This window comes from Ruegeria sp. BHSC043 (assembly GCF_059612985.1).
Genome location: NZ_JBXWRS010000021.1, coordinates 1 through 17,930, shown reverse-complemented (window position 1 = coordinate 17,930; position 17,930 = coordinate 1). Strand labels below are relative to the sequence as shown.

16 protein-coding genes and 1 pseudogene are annotated in these 17,930 nt (G+C 64.8%); 9 read left to right on the top strand and 8 right to left on the bottom strand.

The features are described 5' to 3' along the window. Nucleotides 1-2: 2 nt before the first annotated feature. Nucleotides 3-413, bottom strand: a complete 411-nt coding sequence (locus tag AC2FMM_RS17350) for a nuclear transport factor 2 family protein (RefSeq protein WP_496689605.1) — start codon at nt 411-413, stop codon at nt 3-5. Between the two features lie 97 nt (nt 414-510). On the opposite strand from AC2FMM_RS17350, the gene AC2FMM_RS17345 reads away from it, so the two are divergent. The 4 genes from AC2FMM_RS17345 (at nt 511) to AC2FMM_RS17330 (ending at nt 3,496) form a co-directional block, all read left to right on the top strand. Then, nucleotides 511-1,158, top strand: coding sequence for an RluA family pseudouridine synthase (locus tag AC2FMM_RS17345; RefSeq protein ID WP_496797251.1), 648 nt, complete (start codon nt 511-513; stop codon nt 1,156-1,158). 132 nt (nt 1,159-1,290) lie between these two features. Further along, the gene (locus AC2FMM_RS17340; RefSeq protein WP_496797250.1) at nt 1,291-1,962 is read left to right on the top strand and encodes a YiaD family glycine zipper/OmpA-like lipoprotein; all 672 of its coding nucleotides are present in this window, start codon (nt 1,291-1,293) and stop codon (nt 1,960-1,962) included. 132 nt (nt 1,963-2,094) lie between these two features. Then, the gene (locus AC2FMM_RS17335) at nt 2,095-2,637 is read left to right on the top strand and encodes an NADPH-dependent FMN reductase (protein ID WP_496680388.1); all 543 of its coding nucleotides are present in this window, start codon (nt 2,095-2,097) and stop codon (nt 2,635-2,637) included. A gap of 49 nt (nt 2,638-2,686) precedes the next feature. Beyond that, the gene (locus AC2FMM_RS17330; protein ID WP_496797249.1) at nt 2,687-3,496 is read left to right on the top strand and encodes an HTD2 family dehydratase; all 810 of its coding nucleotides are present in this window, start codon (nt 2,687-2,689) and stop codon (nt 3,494-3,496) included. Here AC2FMM_RS17330 and AC2FMM_RS17325 read toward each other — a convergent pair. After that, nucleotides 3,488-4,522, bottom strand: a complete 1,035-nt coding sequence (locus AC2FMM_RS17325; protein WP_496797248.1) for an NAD(P)/FAD-dependent oxidoreductase — start codon at nt 4,520-4,522, stop codon at nt 3,488-3,490. The genes AC2FMM_RS17330 and AC2FMM_RS17325 overlap by 9 nt on opposite strands. 55 nt (nt 4,523-4,577) lie before the next feature. On the opposite strand from AC2FMM_RS17325, the gene mnmC2 reads away from it, so the two are divergent. Together mnmC2 and AC2FMM_RS17315 are read left to right on the top strand one after the other, a co-directional pair. Beyond that, entirely contained in the window at nt 4,578-5,243 is a 666-nt protein-coding gene (mnmC2, locus tag AC2FMM_RS17320) for a tRNA (5-methylaminomethyl-2-thiouridine)(34)-methyltransferase MnmC2 (RefSeq protein ID WP_496689614.1), read from the top strand. Beyond that, a complete protein-coding gene (locus AC2FMM_RS17315) occupies nt 5,240-6,109 on the top strand; it encodes a DMT family transporter (protein ID WP_496689616.1) in 870 nt (289 codons plus the stop codon). Before mnmC2 ends, AC2FMM_RS17315 begins: the two co-directional genes overlap by 4 nt. On the opposite strand, the gene AC2FMM_RS17310 is transcribed toward AC2FMM_RS17315, so the two are convergent. After that, nucleotides 6,083-8,056 carry a lytic transglycosylase domain-containing protein gene (locus AC2FMM_RS17310; protein ID WP_496797247.1) on the bottom strand — a complete coding sequence of 658 codons (1,974 nt, stop codon included), beginning with the start codon at nt 8,054-8,056 and terminating at the stop codon, nt 6,083-6,085. The two genes, AC2FMM_RS17315 and AC2FMM_RS17310, sit on opposite strands and share 27 nt — an antisense overlap. Nucleotides 8,057-8,189: 133 nt before the next feature. Here AC2FMM_RS17310 and dapA point away from each other — a divergent pair, with 133 nt between their 5' ends. Continuing rightward, nucleotides 8,190-9,062, top strand: a complete 873-nt coding sequence (dapA, locus tag AC2FMM_RS17305; RefSeq protein ID WP_496680399.1) for a 4-hydroxy-tetrahydrodipicolinate synthase — start codon at nt 8,190-8,192, stop codon at nt 9,060-9,062. A 57-nt stretch (nt 9,063-9,119) separates the two neighbouring features. Here dapA and AC2FMM_RS17300 read toward each other — a convergent pair whose 3' ends face one another. The 5 genes from AC2FMM_RS17300 to pdxR form a co-directional block, all read right to left on the bottom strand. Continuing rightward, nucleotides 9,120-9,992, bottom strand: coding sequence for a dimethyl sulfoxide reductase anchor subunit family protein (locus tag AC2FMM_RS17300; protein WP_496680401.1), 873 nt, complete (start codon nt 9,990-9,992; stop codon nt 9,120-9,122). Nucleotide 9,993: 1 nt separating this feature from the next. After that, nucleotides 9,994-10,743, bottom strand: coding sequence for a 4Fe-4S dicluster domain-containing protein (locus AC2FMM_RS17295; protein ID WP_496797246.1), 750 nt, complete (start codon nt 10,741-10,743; stop codon nt 9,994-9,996). A gap of 112 nt (nt 10,744-10,855) precedes the next feature. Then, nucleotides 10,856-13,669: a molybdopterin oxidoreductase family protein gene (locus AC2FMM_RS17290; RefSeq protein ID WP_496797245.1), complete on the bottom strand. Its 2,814-nt coding sequence runs from the start codon at nt 13,667-13,669 to the stop codon at nt 10,856-10,858. 173 nt (nt 13,670-13,842) lie between these two features. Next, complete coding sequence (gene xsc / locus AC2FMM_RS17285) at nt 13,843-15,621, bottom strand: sulfoacetaldehyde acetyltransferase (RefSeq protein WP_496797244.1); 1,779 nt, start codon at nt 15,619-15,621, stop codon at nt 13,843-13,845. Between the two features lie 124 nt (nt 15,622-15,745). After that, nucleotides 15,746-17,206: a MocR-like pyridoxine biosynthesis transcription factor PdxR gene (gene pdxR, locus AC2FMM_RS17280; protein WP_496797243.1), complete on the bottom strand. Its 1,461-nt coding sequence runs from the start codon at nt 17,204-17,206 to the stop codon at nt 15,746-15,748. 128 nt (nt 17,207-17,334) lie between these two features. On the opposite strand from pdxR, the gene AC2FMM_RS17275 reads away from it, so the two are divergent. Beyond that, nucleotides 17,335-17,643, top strand: a complete 309-nt coding sequence (locus AC2FMM_RS17275; RefSeq protein WP_496680411.1) for an ArsR/SmtB family transcription factor — start codon at nt 17,335-17,337, stop codon at nt 17,641-17,643. After that, nucleotides 17,636-17,930: pseudogene (locus AC2FMM_RS17270) on the top strand (permease); the annotation flags it as partial. The gene AC2FMM_RS17275 and the pseudogene AC2FMM_RS17270, both read left to right, overlap by 8 nt.

Below are 17,930 nucleotides of genomic sequence, written 5' to 3'. Positions count from 1 at the left end.
GGTCAGCCCAACGCTGACTTGAATTCCAGGAAACGGGCGTCGGTCATCACGCGCGCCATCATCGCCTCGCGCAGCGCGCCGATGGTCTTGTATGGGCGCATGACTACCTCGAAGGTCTGGATCAGCCCGTCGTCGTTCAGAGTGATCAGGTCCACGCCCACCGCGTCCAGATCGCCGACCTTGCACTGAAACTCCAGCGCCCAGTCCTTGCCCGTGCCCATGATCCGGCGATAGCGGAACTGGGAAAACACTTGGCCCACATGGCCCAGTACCGCCGCCACCGGCGCGCGTCCCGTCCAAGTGCTGTAGTAGGTCGGCGGCATGAACCGCACATCTTCGGCCAGCAATTCGTGGATCAGGCTCTCGTCGCCCTTGGCAACCACCTCCTGTATGCGTTCGATCGTCGGGTGCATCTCGTCTCCTCCGCTTGGGGGGTGAGAGTTGCGCGAACGGCACCCCCATCGCAAGGACGACGTTGCGAGAACCCGCGCCCTGCGATAGGCAGCGCGCATGAGCGATACCTATGATCCGCCCCAAACCCCGCTGGACGTGCTGCACGAGGACGCGCAGGTAATCGTCGTGAACAAACCGGCGGGTTTGCTGTCGGTGCCCGGGCGGGGGGCGCATCTGGCCGATTGCCTCCTGACCCGCGTTCAGGCGGCCTTTCCCCAGGCGCTGCTGGTGCATCGGCTGGACCGCGACACATCGGGGGTTATGATCTTTGCCCAGACGCCGCATGCGCAGAAATACCTGGGCCAGCAGTTCGAGAACCGGCAGACCCGCAAGACCTATATCGCGCGGGTCTGGGGGCGGGTCGAACCCAAGGCCGGAACCGTCGATCTGCCATTGATCGTGGATTGGCCGAACCGGCCGCGGCAGATGGTCTGCCATGAAACCGGCAAGCCCGCGGTGACCGATTGGCGCGTGGTCCGGCACGACGGCGACACGACCCGCATCCGCCTGTATCCCAAGACCGGGCGCTCGCACCAACTGCGGGTCCACATGCAGACGCTTGGCCATCCCATTCTGGGCGATCCGTTCTATGCCGAAGGGCCCGCGCGGAATTTTCCGCGCCTGATGCTGCATTCCGAGGAGTTGCGCGTCAAACACCCCGAGGATGGCGTGTCGATGAAATTCCGCTCCGCGCCCGATTTCTGACCCTCTTTGCCCCGGCGGGCAGGTATTCGCCGATCTCGCCATTTTGTCGCTTGAGCCGTATTGCTGCTGGCATGATAAAATGTCGTCAACGAAGTAGCCCGAAAAACGGGTACAGGAGCAGAAGGTGATTCCATGACGATTTCCAGATTCGCGCTGCCGCTGGGACTGAGCGCTGCCCTTATTCTGGGCGCGTGTACCGATCCGGGGACCCTACGAGTGCAGGACGACCCGAACCAGAACGCCAAGCAGGGCGCCATTCTGGGTGGCCTGATCGGGGCTGGTGTGGGGGCGATCGCCAATGATTCCAACCCCGGACTGGGCGCGTTGGCCGGGGCGGCTATCGGTGCTGCTGGGGGCGGGTTGATCGGCAACCAGTTGGACAAACAGGCCGCCGAGCTGCGCCAGCAACTGGCCAATGACGGCATCACCATCGTGAATGCCGGTGACCGGCTGATCGTCACCGTGCCCAACGACATCACCTTCGACACCGACAGCGCCACTGTCCGTCCGGCGCTGCGGGCCGATCTGGTGCGGGTCGGTCAGAACCTTGTGAATTACCCCAAGTCCAATGTGCAGATCATCGGCCATACCGACAGCGACGGCGATGCGGGCTACAACCAGGCCCTGTCGGAACGTCGCGCGAATGCGGTCGCCGACATCCTGCAGGCCAACGGGGTCAGCTATGCGCGCATCACGACCATCGGGCGGGGTGAAAATCAGCCGATCGCCTCGAACCTGACGCCCGAGGGCAAGGCACAGAACCGACGGGTCGAGATCGTGATCGTGCCCAGCGGGAACGCCTGACACGCGACAGACAACACGATGGGGTCGCGGCGCGCGACCCTTTCTTTTTGCACATTGACTGCGCGTCAAGCGCGCTATGGTTAGCGGCTGGAACGGCTAAACTGCAACCAGACACGATGACGGAGTTTCCCCATGTCCGACCCTATCCTTCTGGGCCTGTCCGGCTCGTTGCGGCAGAACGCCACGAACCGCAGGCTGCTGCGAGAGGCCGCCCGGCTGTTCAATCCTGGGACGTTCATCGAGGCTGATCTGAACCTGCCGCTCTATGATGGCGACCTCGAAGACAGCGCCGGGATACCGGACAAGGTGCAATTGCTGGCGGATCAGATCACCCAGGCGCATGCGGTGGTCATCTCGACGCCCGAATACAACAAGGGGCCGTCGGGCGTGCTGAAGAACGCGCTGGATTGGGTCAGCCGCACCAAGGGGCGGCCCTGGGCCGACAAGCCTGTGGCGGTGATGTCGGCGGCGGCAGGCCGGGCCGGGGGCGAACGGGCGCAGATGATCCTGCGGGCGTTCATGGTGCCGTTTCAGCCGCGCGTTCTGGCAGGGCCGGAACTGCACCTGGCCGACAGTTCGAACGAATTCGACGATCAGGGACGACTGATCAGCGACCGATACGAGGCGACGCTGCGCGAGTTGATGCAGAAGTTGCGGGCCGAAGCCGGGTTTTAGGCCGATGGGCCATCTTGCCGGCCGGATGGGCGCGGCCTAGTGTGCCGCCATGACCGACCGTTCCGCCGAAACCCAAACCGACGTGATGGACCCTGCCCGCGCCGCGGCCTTGCAGATTGCGTTGGGTCAAACCGCATCGATCGAGGCCGGCTCAGCGCTGCCGCCCTTCTTTCACCAGCTGTATTTCTGGTCTCCGCGCCCGCCGGCCGAGCTTGGGCGCGACGGACACCCGGCCGTAGGGGATGGGCTGATCCCCGACCTTGGGCTGCCGCGCCGGATGTGGGCGGGCGGGCGGCTGCGTTTTCACGCGCCGCTGCGCGCAGGCGCCATGGCCGAGCGCCGCTCGGTGCTTGAGCAGGCCACCACGAAAACTGGACGCACCGGGCCTTTGGGCTTCGTCACCCTGCGCCAGGAGATCCGTCAGGGCGGAACCCTGTGCCTGACCGAATGGCAGGATCTGGTCTATCGTCAGGACCCCGCAGCGGATGCGCGTAAGCCGATTCCGCCTGTCGCGCGGACCGACGAGACCGATGCGCGCACCGTCACGTTCGATTCGACGCTGCTATTCCGCTACTCGGCGCTCACCTTCAATGGCCACCGCATTCACTATGATCTGGACTATGCCCGCGATGTCGAAGGCTATGACGGGCTGGTCGTGCATGGCCCGTTGCTGGCGCAGCATCTGATGCTGCTGGCGACCGATCTGCTGGGGCCGCTGGCCGAGTTCTCGTTTCGGGCCTCGTCGCCGCTGATGCATTTCGAACCGGCAAATTTGTGCCGCAACGGGAATGACCTCTGGGTGCGTGGGCCGGACGGACGGCAGTGCATGCAGGCCTGCGCCGTCGCGCAGTCAGAGTGACGCGTCGGGTCGGAAACCCTCGGGGATGGTGTCGCGGTCTTCCAGAACCAGATCGGCCATGACTTGGGCCACTTTGGGGGCCATGCCGAACCCGATCTTGAACCCGCCATTGGCGATGAACTGACCCTTGTGCAGTGGATGCGCGCCCAGCATCGGCGCGCGGCTTTTGCTGCGGGGGCGCACACCGGCCCAGCGTTCGATCACCTCGGCCCCGTGCAGCACCGGCACCGCGCGCAGGGCGCGTTCGATCACGTCGTCCAGGGCAGCATCGGTGCTGGTGGGGTCATCATAGTCGCGCTCGGACGTCGATCCGATTGCCAGCGTCCCGTCGGCATGGGGCACGATGTGGATCGCATCGGCAAACAGCTGCGGCACGTCGCCCGCGTTGAAGCGCAGCAAGGCCGCCTGCCCCTTGACGCCGCTGCCGACGGTCCTGCCGAAGGCCCGCGACAGCTCAAGCAGCCCGGCCACGCCGGTGGCATGGATCACCCGGCCCCGGTCGGGCGCTTCGGCAGCGACCTCGACCCCCATCGTGGCCAGGGCGGCCACCAGCGCGGCACAGGCCCGGCGCGGGTGCATCCGCGCGCTGAGCGTGTCGTGAATGACAAATCCAGTGGGGCTGGGCGGGCACCAGGCGCCGACCTCCTCGACCCGCCGCACCGTCCAATCGGCGCGGCCCTGCCACAGGCTGCGGGCGGTCTCGGTGCGTTGATGCGCCAGGTCCAGCCCGCGCTGATCGGCGATCGGCTGCAGCCGCCCCAACCGGGCGTAGCCGGGCGACACGCCGCCGGTGGCCTCGACTTGTGTCCAGAAGGGTTCGGCCATCAGCAGGCTTTCGAACTGAAACGCCTTCTTGTCGTTCCAGTTTTCCGGCACATGCGGCGCCAGCGCCCCAACCAGCCCGCCGCTGGAGCCGGCGCCCGGTCCGAACGGGTCCACGACCTGAACCCTGGCCCCGCGCCGGGCGCAGGTCCAGGCGATGGACAGGCCGAAAATCCCGGCGCCGCGGATCGTAACATCGACCATTGCCAAACCTCTTTCCCTTGTTCAGTGTCGCGCCGCCTAGCTACAGGATTCCCTCATGGCAGACCAGCGCGCCGAATTGTCGTGGACGGACGAAACCATCCCGGTGTCGAACCGGTTCGACGACCCTTATTTCAGCCTGCAAAACGGGCTGGAGGAGACCCGCCACGTCTTTCTGGCGGGCAATGACCTGCCGGCCCGGTTCGCCCCCGGCTTTCACATCGCTGAGCTGGGCTTTGGCACCGGGCTGAACATGCTGACGGCCTGGGCCGCGTGGGAGACCTCGGGGCAGAGCGGCCCGCTGACCTTCACCAGTTTCGAGGCGTTTCCGATGGACCCGTCCGACATGGCGCGCGCGCTGGCGGCTTTTCCCCGGATCTCGCCCTGGGCAGGCCGGTTTCTGGACGCGTGGCAGGGCGGGACCTGTGACCTGGGGTCGTTGCGCCTGACGGTGATCGAAGGGGATGCCCGCCAGACGCTTCCGGGGTGGAGCGGCCAGGCGGATGCGTGGTTTCTCGATGGGTTTTCACCGGCCAAGAACCCCGAGTTGTGGCAGCCGGACCTGATGCGGCAGGTGGCCGATCACACCGCCCCCGGCGGCACGGCGGCCACCTACACGGCGGCCGGATTCGTGCGCCGCGGCCTGCAGGAGGCCGGGTTCGAGGTTGCCCGCGCACCGGGCTATGGCCGCAAGCGGCACATGACCCGGGCGGTCAAGCCATGAGCCAGCAGAACAACGTGAAGGCCGGCATTGCCCTGATGGTCGGCGCGACTATCGTGTTTGCCCTGCAGGACGGGATCTCGCGTCACCTGGCGGGCACCTACAACACCTACATGGTGGTGATGATCCGATACTGGTTCTTCGCGCTTTTCGTGCTGGCGCTTGCGGCGCGGGCGCCGGGCGGTCTGGCCGCTGCGGCGCGGACCCGGCAGCCGGGGTTGCAGATCCTGCGCGGCCTTCTGCTGGCGGGCGAGATCTGCGTGGCGGTCTATGGGTTCACCATCCTAGGCCTGATCGAAAGCCAGGCGGTGTTCATCTGCTATCCGCTTCTGGTGGCCGCGCTCAGCGGGCCGGTTCTGGGCGAGACGGTCGGCTGGCGCCGGTGGGCCGCGATCGGGGTGGGGTGCATCGGCGTTCTGATCATCCTTCAGCCGGGGATGGGCGTGTTCAACCCTTGGGCGGTAATCCCGCTGATCTCGGCGTTGATGTTCGCGGTTTACGGGTTGCTGACGCGCTATGTGGCGCGTCAGGACAGCACCGCCACCAGTTTTTTTTGGACCGGCGTGGTGGGCGCCGTGTTCATGACCGCGATCGGCCTGTGGTTCTGGGAGCCGATGGTGCCGCGCGACTGGCTGTGGATGGGCCTGCTGTGCGTGACCGGGGTTCTGGGGCACTGGCTGCTGATCAAGTGCTATGAGATGGCCGAGGCCAGCGCGGTGCAGCCCTTTGCCTATTTCCACCTGATGTGGAGCGCCATCCTGGGGATCACGATCTTTGACGAAACCCTGCGCCCTGCCGTGGTGGCGGGCGCTGCGCTGGTGGTGGCCGCGGGGCTGTTCACCCTATGGCGCGAACGCCGCCAGGGTTGATCCGTTCAGTTCCCTCGAAAACGGGATAGGCAGCGCCGGCTTGCCCAGCCGCGCGCGATAGACGGGCAGGCTTTCCGTCACCCGCATCACATAGTTGCGGGTCTCGGAAAACGGGATGGTCTCGATCCAGTCGATCATGTCCACCTCGCCGCGCAACGGGTCGCCGTAGCGTTCCCTCCACGAGATCGGCCGGTTCGGTCCGGCATTGTAGCCGGCGGCCATCATCACGACGTTTCCGTCGAAATCGGCCGCCAATTTGGCAAGGTAATTGGCCCCCAGCTTGGCGTTGTACTGCCAGTCCGCGGTCAGCCGAGGGGTCTTGTGCCCGCTTAGAATGCCCAATTCCTGCGCCACCAGCTTGGCGGTGGCGGGCATCACCTGCATCAGGCCGCGAGCACCCGCGCCGCTGACCACTACCGGGTCGAACTCGCTTTCGCGGCGGGCGATCGCCAGAACCATCTCTTCGGCCATCGGCAGGCGCATGTCGGCCACGGGGTGCATCGGGTAATAGGCCGCGGGCAGAACGACCCCTTCGGTCGCCGCGCGCTTGGCGATCATCACGGCCAGGTGCGGCTCGTTCAACTCGATAGCCAGGTCGCCCAATTGGCCGGCCTGTACTGGGTCCAGCCCCTCGACCAGATGGGTCAGGAACCGTTCGGCAAGGTCGCGTTCGCCCGCGCGCAGCAGCAGCAACCCGGCCTGCAGAACGCTGGAATTCGCAAAATCGGCCTGTTTCCAATGTGGCGCCCGGCGCGGGTTGGCCAGATCGTCGTCGAACGGGCGGCCGATTTGTTCGGCCGCCAGCAGCCCGTAGAACGACGTCTGATAGTCCGCCCCCAGGGCAAAGGCTTCATAGGCTTTCTCGGCGTTGCCCTGCGCGGCATAGGCCCGGCCCAGCCAATACCCGCCCCGGCCCATCGAGATCGGGGATTGAACCGCGCCGAGGAAATTCCGGAAATGCCGCACCGCCGTGTCGGGATCGTTCAGCCTGCGCAGGGCCAGAAACCCCGACAGCCACTCGAGGTCGGCATAGCCATAGCCCATCTCGGGGGTCATGTGGTGGTTGGCGGCAATGGCATAGGCGCGGTTCGCATCGCCCTGACGCATCTCCAGCCGCGCCAGCCGGCGCCGCCCCTCGGCCCATTTGTCGGGCTCGCCCAAGGTCTCGGGGCTGGTCGAGCGGGCCAGCATCAGGTCGATGGCGCTGTCGTCCAGTTCCTTGCGGTCACGCCATACGAAACGGTCGAAGGCCAGCCCCGGATCATCGGCCAGCGCTTTGGGCACCGCGGCGATCTTGGCATCCACGCCGGGCGCGCGCTTTTGCAGCGCGATCCGGGCCTCGGCCAGTTTGCGATAGTCACTGCCCACCAGCGGCAGCATCTGAGCCGCGCTGATCAGGTGCCCGTCCCACAGCATCCGGTCCAGCCGGGCCTGATGATGCGGTTTCAGCAGTTTACCGAAGTTTTCAACGTAGTCCTTTTGCAGGCCCTCTCCCATCGGCATGGTGCGCCACGCAGTCACGATATCGGCCTGCGCGTCGCCGACCCGTCCCTTCGCCATCAATGCGATGGCATGGTTCAGGGCGCCTTCGGCCGTTTGCGGAGGGGTGTCCCGGTAGAATTTAAGAACCCGGTCGGGGTCGGCGCCGGTGAAGGTCGGCTCGCTTTTGCGGCGCAACCAGGCCAGTCCGGGCCAGTCGGGTCGCCGGTCAAGAAATACCAGAACGTCGCCCGAACTGCCGAATCCCTGGCGCAGCCAGTGCCACACGATGATGTCGCGCGAAACCGAGCCGCGCGCGCCTGCGACGCGTAGGGCTTCGTTCCAATCTCCGGCACGCATTTCCGCCAGTCCGGCCCGCAGGTCGGCCACGCTGTCGGCGCGCGCGTTTCCGATCTGCATCGTAATCGCCAGAATCGCCGTGGCAATCAGCGCCAGAATCCGTGTCATCCCTTGCATTTCCCGACCAACCGTGGATACAGCCATTCAGGATAAACCTTGCGCCGCCGGGATCAACTCAAGAAACCTAAATTCGTATCGGCCTGCGACGCACATCACACGATTGAACCTCAAGGAGCGTTCCATGTTCAAAGGCTCGATGCCAGCTCTTGTCACCCCGTTCCGCAACGGCGAGTTGGACCTGGATACGCTCAAACAATTGGTGGAATGGCAGATTGCCGAAGGGTCGACCGGTCTGGTGCCGGTGGGCACGACCGGCGAGAGCCCGACGCTGAGCCACGAGGAACACGAAACCGTGGTGGCCGAGGTGGTCAAGGCCGCCGCGGGGCGCGTGCCGGTAATTGCCGGGGCCGGGTCGAACAACACGGTCGAGGCGATCCGGTTCGTGCGATTCGCGCAGAAGGTCGGCGCCGATGCCGCTTTGGTCGTGACGCCCTATTACAACAAGCCCACCCAACGGGGGCTGTTGACCCATTTCCGCGCCTTGCACGACTGCGCCGACATTCCGATCATCATCTACAACATCCCCGGCCGGTCGGTCATCGACATGACCCCGCAGACGATGGGCGAACTGGCCCAGCTGCCGCGGATCGTCGGCGTCAAGGACGCCACCGGCGATCTGGCCAGGGTCAGCCAGCAGCGCGCCACCTGCGGTACCGATTTCATCCAACTGTCGGGCGAGGACGCGACGGCGCTGGGCTTCAACGCCCATGGCGGGGTCGGCTGCATCTCGGTCACCGCGAACGTGGCGCCGAAACTATGTGCCGAGTTCCAGCAGGCAACACTGGCGGGCGATTACGCCACGGCGCTGGAGTACCAGGACCGCCTGATGCCGCTGCACGAGGCGATCTTCATCGAACCCGGCCTTGTCGGTGCCAAATATGCCCTCAGCAAGCTGGGCCTGTGCTCGGAAGAGGTGCGCTCGCCGCTGACGACGCTGGAGGACGGCACAAAGCAGGCCATCGACGCGGCGATGCGCCACGCGGGCCTTCTCTGATCCGGCGCGGGCTGTCCGCCCGCCTGCCTCCGGGAGTGAGCGGCCGGGGGTCTCTCGTCAGCGCTTGCCGTAGTACAGGCCGACCACATGTTCGGCCTGGGCAAAGAACAGCCATCGGGAAACGGCCACGCCAGCAAGGTGCGACAGCACCGCCAGCGCGGCGAACAGGTGGTTGAACGGTAGCGCCAGCAGAAGCACCGGCAGCACGAAGGCCAGACCAAAGGAAATCACCCGCAGCTTTTCGGCATGTTTGCGTCCGACAACGTGCACGAACTCCCGCAGTAGATAGTTGGTGCCCGTATGCGGGGGCTCGAAGGCGCGCACGGTGCCGCGGTCGCCCAGACCGGTGGCCGTGGCGAGCGTGGTGCCCGCATTCGCGAAAGCCTGGTCGCCCTGACGCCAGTACAGGATCTGGATCAGGGCCGCGATCAGCAGCAGTGGAATGGCCAGGGCCGTCTGCCCCGCCAAAAGCGCCCCGCCCGCCAGGCTGAAACTGAGAAACATGGCAGGGGTCAGCTTCATGTTCCAGCGCGGGATCGTCTTGAGCTGCGTGTAGATCATCGCAGTCGTGAATACGGTCGCCAGCGACAGCAGCGATCCCAGCAGGCCCAGCCCGGCCCAACGCTGGCCGAGGAAAATCACGCCGATAGCATAGAGCCCCATGACCATCAGGGCCAGAACCGCGCACCAGCCCTCGCGACTGAGCCAACTGGTCTTCCATTGGGTGAACGCCTTGAGCGCGCGTTCGGGATGGCCGAGGTGAAAGGTCGAGGCCAGAAGCCCGCCCACCGCCAGCGCATAGGCGATGGCGAAGAACACGAACGCCACCCAACCCGAGACATTCGGCAAGCCCAGCCCCAGAAAAAACATCAGGCCGAAGCCCAGCCCCGACAGGGTTGTGAACACGATGACAGAGGGTGCGGGATGCATGTCAGAGCTTCTCCAATGCCTTGTCCAGCCAGCCAAGGAAGCCCTTCGGCTCGTCGGCGACCGGCGCCAGCAGGGGCGCCAGGATGTCGATCTGGTCTTCGACCGTGTCCTTGGGGCGGGGTGGCAGGTATTTGTTGACGGGTTTGGTGCCCATTTCAGGCATCAGATCCATGCCGCCGCGCTCGGACACCAGTTGGCTGACCTCGCTGTCGGGGTCGCCCAGGTCGCCGAAATGACGGGCGCCCGCGGGGCAGGTCCGCACGCAGGCGGGAACGCGGTCTTCCTCGGGCAGGTTGTCGTTGTAGATGCGATCGACACACAGGGTGCATTTCTTCATGACGCCCTCTGCGGCGTCCAGTTCGCGCGCGCCATATGGGCAGGCCCAGGCGCACAGGCCGCAACCGATGCAGTCGCTTTCATTGACCAGCACGATCCCGTCCTCGACCCGCTTGTAGCTGGCGCCGGTTGGGCAGACGGTGACGCAGGGTGCATCCTCGCAATGCAGGCAGGATTTGGGGAAATGGATCAGTTGGGCGGCACCTTCCGCCGGCTGCACCTCGTAGGAGTGCACCCGGTTCAGAAATGTGCCCGAGGAGTTGGCGCCATAGGCGTCCTGATCGGACAGGGGGGCGCCGTAATTCTCGGTGTTCCAGCCCTTGCAGGAGATCACGCAGGCATGACAGCCCACGCAGGTGTCTAGGTCGATGACCAGGCCCATCTTTCGTTCGGTGGATTGGGGGAGTTGGGTCATAGTGTCTGCTCGTGTTCCGGGCCGGGAGAGGTGAGGGTGCCAGCCCCCTCTTGAGCCTGGCGGCTCAATTCACCCCCGGGATATTTCGGGCCAGATGAAGGACGGGGCAGGGTCATTTGCCGACCTTCCACGCAAGATCCTTGGGGCCGGTGCCGACCGGAGATTTGATTGGCGGGAATTCCGGTTGGCTTTGGGCGTCTGCCGGTGTTTCGGCTTTTTCGATCTTGACCTTCAGGTCAAACCAGGCGGCCTGTCCCGTGATCGGGTCGGAATTTGCCCAGCGCAGGCCGTCGCCCTTGGGCGGCAGCAGTTCGTGGATCAGGTGGTTGAGCAGGAAGCCCTTGTTCGCCTCGGGCGCGTCGGGCTGCAGGGCCCAGGCGCCCTTGCGTTTGCCGATGGCGTTCCATGTCCAGACGGTGTTTTCGTTGAGCGCGGCCATCTCCATGACCGGCACAGTGATTTCGCCGTGTGGGGAGGTGACGCGAGCCCAGTCGCCGTCTTTCAGCCCGTGCTCCCGCATCAGTTTGGTGGGGACATAAAGCGGGTTGCGTCCATGCAGTTGGCGCAGCCACGCGTTCTGGCTGCCCCAGCTGTGATACATTGCCATCGGGCGCTGGGTCAGGGCGTTGATGGTATAGCCATCGTTGCCGGTCTGGTCGGTTTCGTACCAGATGGGCAGTGGATCCATTTTGTGTCTGATCTGGTCGCGCAGGTGGTCGGGCGGCTGGCGGTCGCCGTGACCTTCAGCGGCCAGCTGGAATTTGCGCATCGGCTCGGAATAGAGTTGGAACAGGTAGGGTTGAGGGCTGTCATACAGGCCCATTCCCACCGCCCAGTCCTGATACGCAGTGTTCCAGGGTTTGTAGTAGAGCGCCGCATCAGGAATGTGCTCGACGAAAAACCCACCGTTTTCGATGTAGCGGTTCAGCTGGTCGGGGTTCACATCGCCGCGCCCCACCTGCGAGCCATCGGCGCCGCGGAAGCCGGCCAGCGGGCCGATGCCTGGTTTGCGCTGGTGGTTGACCATGTAGTCGGCATAGTCGGTCCATTTCGGGCTTCCATCCTCGTTGGTGAAGCCCGGCAGTTTCATGCGGTTGGCCAGTTCGATCAGAACCGATTGAAAGCCACGCACGTCGCGGTCGGGTTCGATGACCGGCCAGCGGATCGCGTCGGCGGCGGCGTCGGCCTCGCAGATCGGGCGGTCGAGCAGCGAAATGCAGTCGTGACGCTCGAGATACGTGGTGTCGGGCAGGATCAGGTCGGCATAAGCTACCATTTCCGAGGAATAGGCATCGGAGTAGATGATGCGCGGGATGGCATATTTGCCGTCTTCGTTCCGGCGGGTCAGCATCTCGATCACGCCGCTGGTGTTCATGGTCGAGTTCCACGACATGTTCGCCATGTACATGAACAACGTGTCGATCTTGTAGGGATCACCCGCCGCCGCATTCGATATCACCATGTGCATTAGCCCGTGGGCTGACATGGGGTTTTCCCAAGTGAAGGCCTTGTCGATGCGCTGCGGCGTGCCGCAGTCGTCCAGCAGAAGGTCCTCGGGGCCGCGGGGAAAGCCAAGATGCGGACCATCCAGCGGTCGGCCGGGGCGGCGATCGCCATGTGGTGTAGGGTGGGCCTCGACGGGTTTGGGATAGGGCGGTTTGAACCGGAAGCCGCCGGGAACCTCGACCGTGCCCAGCAGGATCTGCAGGCTGTGCAGCGCACGACAGGTCTGAAACCCGTTGGCATGGGCCGAAATGCCGCGCATGGCATGGAAACTGACCGGCCGCCCCACCATTTTGCTGTGCGTCTCGCCGCGGAAGTCGGTCCATTCTTGGTCCAGCTCGAACGCCTCGTCAAAGGCGACGCGGGCCAGTTCGGCGGCGATGGCCCGGATGCGTTGGGCCGGGATGCCGCATGTGTCGGCAACGGCTTCCGGCGCGTATTCGTCGCTGAGGTAACGTTCGGCCATCAGGTGGAAGACCGGCCTGTGGGTGACGCCATCGCGTGTGTATTGCGCCGACAGGTCGGGGCGCACGCCGGGTTTGTCGAATGCCGCAGGCTGCCCGGTAATGCGGTCGATCACAAGCGGCTTGCCGTCGGCGTCGCGCAGAAACAGACCCTTTTCCGGGCCTTCTTGGGCATTCACCAGAACGGGTGCGTTGGTATAGCGGCTAAGATAGTCCAAATCGATCTTGCCGGCTTTCATCAGCACATGGATCAGCGACAGGATGAAAAGCCCGTCGGTGCCCGGAGTTATCCCCACCCAGTCGTCGGCAACCGCGTTGTACCCCGAGCGGACCGGGTTCACGCCGATCACGCGTGCGCCGCGCGCCTTGATCTTGCCGATCCCCATCTTGATGGGGTTGCTGTCGTGGTCCTCGGCCACCCCGAACAGCATGAACAGCTTGGTATGGTCCCAGTCGGGCTGTCCGAATTCCCAGAAAGCACCCCCCATCGTATAGATCCCGCCTGCCGCCATGTTGACCGAACAGAACCCACCATGCGCGGCATAGTTTGGTGTGCCGAAATTCTGGGCCCAGAACGAGGTGAAGCTTTGGCTTTGGTCGCGACCCGTGAAGAACGCCAGTTTCTGAGGTGCGGTTTCGTGCAGTTCGTGCAGCCAGCCGACGGCGGTGCTGATCGCTTCGTCCCACTCGATTTCGCGGAATTCACCCGAGCCGCGCGGCCCGACGCGACGCAGCGGTTTGCGCAGCCGGGACGGGGCGTTCACCTGCATGATCCCCGCGCTGCCCTTGGCGCACAGCACGCCCTTGTTCACGGGGTGGTCGCGGTTGCCCTCGATATAGGCGACCTTGCCATCCTTGAGGTGCACGTTGATCCCGCAGCGGCAGGCGCACATGTAGCAGGTGGTCTTGCGGACCTCGTCCGAAACTTCGGGTGACGTATCCAGCTTTGGTTGGCTCATGTGTTTCCCTGTGGCTCATGGCCGCCAATGTTGCGCAGGCGGTTCTATCTTGACGCTACTCTAGGCAATTCCCCGTCCCGATCCAGAGGCTTGCGCCGTTCAGGCCGGTGCGTCGACGTGCGGATCACCGCCCGTGGCCCGGGCGATGATCGGGTTTCAGGCGCCCGCTCGCGTCAGGCGCCGGTCTGCGGCCGCATGTCGTCACGGCTGATGCCGGCCACCGCCACCGGCTTTTTCATCGCATCGCGGCGGAACGGTTCGCCCAGTTCCTGGTTGATCAAGGCTTCGATCAGGGTGGTGATGCCGTTTTTCTGATCTTCGATCGCTTGTGCCAAGGCTGCGGTCAGTTCATCCATGGTGCGGGCCAACACGCCCTTCAGGCCGCAGGCCTGCGCGATGCCGGCATACGAGACCTTGGTGTCCAGTTCGGTGCCGACGAAATTGTCGTCGAACCACAGGGTCGAGTTCCGCTTTTCGGCGCCCCACTGGTAGTTGCGGAACACGATCTGGGTCACGGCGGGCCATTCCTCGCGGCCGATCGCGGTCAGTTCGTTCACCGCGATGCCGAATGCGCCGTCACCGGCAAAGCCCACGACCGGCACGTCCGGGCAGCCGATCTTGGCGCCGACGATGGCCGGCAGGCCATATCCGCAGGGGCCGAACAGGCCCGGCGCGAGGTATTTGCGGCCCGCCTCGAAGGACGGATAGGCGTTGCCGATGGCGCAGTTGTTGCCGATGTCCGAGCTGATGATCGCCTCTTTCGGCAGGGCGGCCTGAATGGCGCGCCAGGCCATGCGGGGGCTCATCCAGTCGGGCTTGGCGGCACGGGCGCGCTCGTTCCAGGTGGTGCCCGGGTCGTCGTCCTCGTGGTCCATGCTGGTCAGCTGCTGGGCCCAGCGCGATTTCTTTTCGGCGATCTTCGCCTTGCGTTCGGCGCGACCTTCGTCGCCCGCGGTGTCGCTCAGCTGGTTCAGGATGCCGGTCGCCACCTTGGCCGCGTCACCCACGATGCCCACGGTGACCGTCTTGGTTAGGCCGATTCGGTCGGGGTTGATGTCAACTTGGATGATCTTGGCGTCGGCTGGCCAGTATTCCATGCCATAGCCCGGCAGGGTCGAGAACGGGTTCAGGCGGGTGCCCAGGCACAGCACAACGTCGGCCTCCTTGATCAGCTCCATTGCAGCCTTGGACCCGTTGTAGCCCAGCGGGCCGGCGAACAGCGGGTGGCTGCCGGGGAAGGCGTCGTTGTGCTGGTAGCCGACGCAGACCGGGGCATCCAGACGCTCGGCCAGCGCCTTCGAGGCTTCGATCCCGCCCTTGGACAGAACCACGCCGGCACCGTTCAGGATAACGGGGTTCTTCGCGTTCGACAGCAGCTCGGCCGCCTGGGCCACGGCGGTTTCACCGCCCGAGGGGCGCTCGAACTCGACGATGGCGGGCAGTTCGATGTCGATCACCTGGGTCCACATGTCGCGCGGGATGTTGATCTGGGCCGGGGCGCTGGCGCGCTTGGCCTTCATGATGACCCGGTTCAGCACCTCGGCCACGCGCGACGGGTCGCGGACCTCTTCCTGATAGGCGACCATGTCCTCGAACAGTTTCATCTGCTCGACTTCCTGAAAGCCACCCTGACCGATGGTCTTGTTCGCGGCTTGCGGCGTGACCAGCAGCAGCGGGGTGTGGTTCCAGTAGGCGGTCTTCACGGCAGTGACGAAGTTGGTGATGCCGGGGCCGTTCTGGGCGATCATCATCGACATCTTTCCGGTGGCGCGGGTGTAGCCGTCGGCCATCATGCCGGCCGATCCTTCGTGAGCGCAGTCCCAGAACATGATCCCGGCCTTGGGGAACAGGTCCGAGATCGGCATCATGGCCGAGCCGATGATCCCGAATGCATGTTCGATCCCGTGCATCTGAAGGGTTTTTACAAAGGCCTCTTCCGTGGTCATTTTCATCTGGGCGATCTCCGAACAGGGGTGAAAACAGGCAGGCGCGCCGCCTGGGTCGCCATAGGTTTTGGCGCAATGCCGGCCACCGGGTTAGGGCCAGTCGGGCAATCGGCTTAGGTCCAGAGGGCGGTCAGGTTGCCTGAATCGCCCCGGCGATCCTGGCGATCCCGTCGGGAATGCGGTCGGACGAAATCGAGGAATAGCCCAGCCTGTAGAAGTTGCGCGGACGGTTCGGGCCGGAAAAAAACGGCGCGCCGGGTTCGATGTGAACACCTTGTTTCTGCAACTGCCGCGCCAGTTCGGCGGTATCGACATGGTCGGGGGCCCGCATCCACATCGACGAACCGCCGAACACCCCGCGTCCGGCGACGGTCAGCCCGTGCCGCTCGATGGCCTCTTCCATGGTCTGCCGGCGGTGCAACAGGGCTTTGGACATGCGGCGGATCTGGGCGTCATAGTGCCCCAGCGACAGGAAATAGGCCGCGGTGCGCTGGATGTGGCCCGGCGGATGCCGGAACACCAGCGACCGAAGGGCGCGCGCCTCGCGGATGAAGGCCTCGGACCCGACCATGTAGCCCAGCCGCAGACCCGGAAACAGCGATTTGGAGAAACTGCCGACATAGATCACGCGGCCGTCCTTGTCCAAGGACTTGAGCGCCGGGGAGGGGGCGCCCAGAAAGGCCATCTCGAATTCATAGTCGTCTTCGACGATCATTGCGTCCAGCGCGCGGGCGCGTTCCAGCAGGTCGTGGCGCCGCGCCACGGGCATGGTCGCCGTGGTGGGGCATTGGTGGCTGGGCGTGGTGTAGATGACATCGGTGTCATCGGGGATGGCGTCGGGCGGCAGCCCGTCCTGATCGACGCGCAGCGCCGCCATGGTGGCATCCGAGCAGCGCAGCAATTCATGCAGCGCGTAATAGCTGGGATCTTCGATCGCTGCCTTGCGCCCGTGTCCCAGAAGGATGCGCGAGGTCAGCCACAGCGCGTTCTGCGCGCCCAGCGTGATCAGGATTTCCTCGGGCCGGGCCGCGATGCCACGGCGGGGCAGCGTGTGGCGGGCGATGAATTCGACCAGCAGCGGGTCGTCCTGATCCACATAGTCGCCGGTCAGTGAGTCGAAATCCTTGTGCCCCAGTGCTCGCACCGCGCACAGCCGCCAGTTGGCATGGTCGAACAGGGTGCGGTCGGGCTGACCGTAGATGAACGGATAGCGGTAGTCCCGCCAGTCCTGCGGTTTGGTCAGAACGTCGCCGTCCGAAAACCGGCGGGCCAGCGCCCTGTCCCAGTCGACAGTCTCGGCGCCGCGCTGGACCGGCGTGTATTTCGGCGGAACCGGCGCGTTCTCGGACACATAATAGCCCGATCGCCCCTTGGCCGTCAGATAGTCATTCGCCAGCAGCTCGGTATAGGCCAGCGTCACGGTGATGCGGCTGACGCCCAGATGTGCGGCCAGCTTGCGTGACGAGGGCAGCTTTTCGCCCACGTGAAATCGCCCCGACAGGATGCCCTCGGCGATCATCTGCTGGATCTGCGCCTGCAGCGTGCCTTGCCCGTCCGGCTTCAGAAAGAAGGTGTCAACTGAAATCCCCATACCTCGTTATAGGGTGGACCTAAGGTGCGGGCAATCTGGACTTATCCTTGATCACCCTCTTCCGGCATTGACATGTCTCTGATAATAATTCTATAAAACTAGAAATTTAGTTTAATGGAGGGTAGAGCATGTGGGAAAAAGCGGCAGCAGGGTTTTCGGCCATGGGGTCCGAAGCCCGATTGCAGGTGCTCAAAACCCTGGTGCGCGCCGGCGAAGACGGGCTGAGCGTCGGAGAAATCCAGAGCCGGACCGGCATCGCCCCGTCGACCCTGGCCCATCACCTGCGGTTTCTGGCCGCCGGCGGCGTGGTCGAACAGGAAAAAGTGGGGCGCAGCACGATCAACCGGGCCTGTTTCCACGAACTGAAGAACCTCGCGCAGTTCATTCTCAGCGAATGCTGCGCGGACCAGCAAGGAAAGGCCGCCAACGATGGCTGAGTTGACGCAGACCCCAAAGGCGGCTGGCAAGCGCCTGACCGACTATCTCAAGACCCCTTGGGCGCCGATTGCGGCGATCCTTGCCTTGGTTGCCGTGCTGGACCCGGGCAACTGGGTCGCTGTCGTCAGCTTCGCGGGAAGGGCGCTGGCGCATACCGGTCAGTACATCCTGTTTGCGGTTCTGTTGCTTTCGTATCTCAAGGCCACGGGAGCGGAAACGATGGTGGCCCGCGCCTTTGAGGGGCGCGAAGCCCGGATGATCTTTCTGGCCGCCCTGTTCGGCGGGC

Bases quoted from the DNA above. Each gene is read 5' to 3' on its own strand.
- AC2FMM_RS17350 (WP_496689605.1), bottom strand. From the start codon at position 413: ATGCACCCGACGATCGAACGCATACAGGAGGTGGTTGCCAAGGGCGAC.
- AC2FMM_RS17345 (WP_496797251.1), top strand. From the start codon at position 511: ATGAGCGATACCTATGATCCGCCCCAAACCCCGCTGGACGTGCTGCAC.
- AC2FMM_RS17340 (WP_496797250.1), top strand. From the start codon at position 1,291: ATGACGATTTCCAGATTCGCGCTGCCGCTGGGACTGAGCGCTGCCCTT.
- AC2FMM_RS17335 (WP_496680388.1), top strand. From the start codon at position 2,095: ATGTCCGACCCTATCCTTCTGGGCCTGTCCGGCTCGTTGCGGCAGAAC.
- AC2FMM_RS17330 (WP_496797249.1), top strand. From the start codon at position 2,687: ATGACCGACCGTTCCGCCGAAACCCAAACCGACGTGATGGACCCTGCC.
- AC2FMM_RS17325 (WP_496797248.1), bottom strand. From the start codon at position 4,522: ATGGTCGATGTTACGATCCGCGGCGCCGGGATTTTCGGCCTGTCCATC.
- mnmC2 (WP_496689614.1), top strand. From the start codon at position 4,578: ATGGCAGACCAGCGCGCCGAATTGTCGTGGACGGACGAAACCATCCCG.
- AC2FMM_RS17315 (WP_496689616.1), top strand. From the start codon at position 5,240: ATGAGCCAGCAGAACAACGTGAAGGCCGGCATTGCCCTGATGGTCGGC.
- AC2FMM_RS17310 (WP_496797247.1), bottom strand. From the start codon at position 8,056: ATGACACGGATTCTGGCGCTGATTGCCACGGCGATTCTGGCGATTACG.
- dapA (WP_496680399.1), top strand. From the start codon at position 8,190: ATGTTCAAAGGCTCGATGCCAGCTCTTGTCACCCCGTTCCGCAACGGC.
- AC2FMM_RS17300 (WP_496680401.1), bottom strand. From the start codon at position 9,992: ATGCATCCCGCACCCTCTGTCATCGTGTTCACAACCCTGTCGGGGCTG.
- AC2FMM_RS17295 (WP_496797246.1), bottom strand. From the start codon at position 10,743: ATGACCCAACTCCCCCAATCCACCGAACGAAAGATGGGCCTGGTCATC.
- AC2FMM_RS17290 (WP_496797245.1), bottom strand. From the start codon at position 13,669: ATGAGCCAACCAAAGCTGGATACGTCACCCGAAGTTTCGGACGAGGTC.
- xsc (WP_496797244.1), bottom strand. From the start codon at position 15,621: ATGAAAATGACCACGGAAGAGGCCTTTGTAAAAACCCTTCAGATGCAC.
- pdxR (WP_496797243.1), bottom strand. From the start codon at position 17,206: ATGGGGATTTCAGTTGACACCTTCTTTCTGAAGCCGGACGGGCAAGGC.
- AC2FMM_RS17275 (WP_496680411.1), top strand. From the start codon at position 17,335: ATGTGGGAAAAAGCGGCAGCAGGGTTTTCGGCCATGGGGTCCGAAGCC.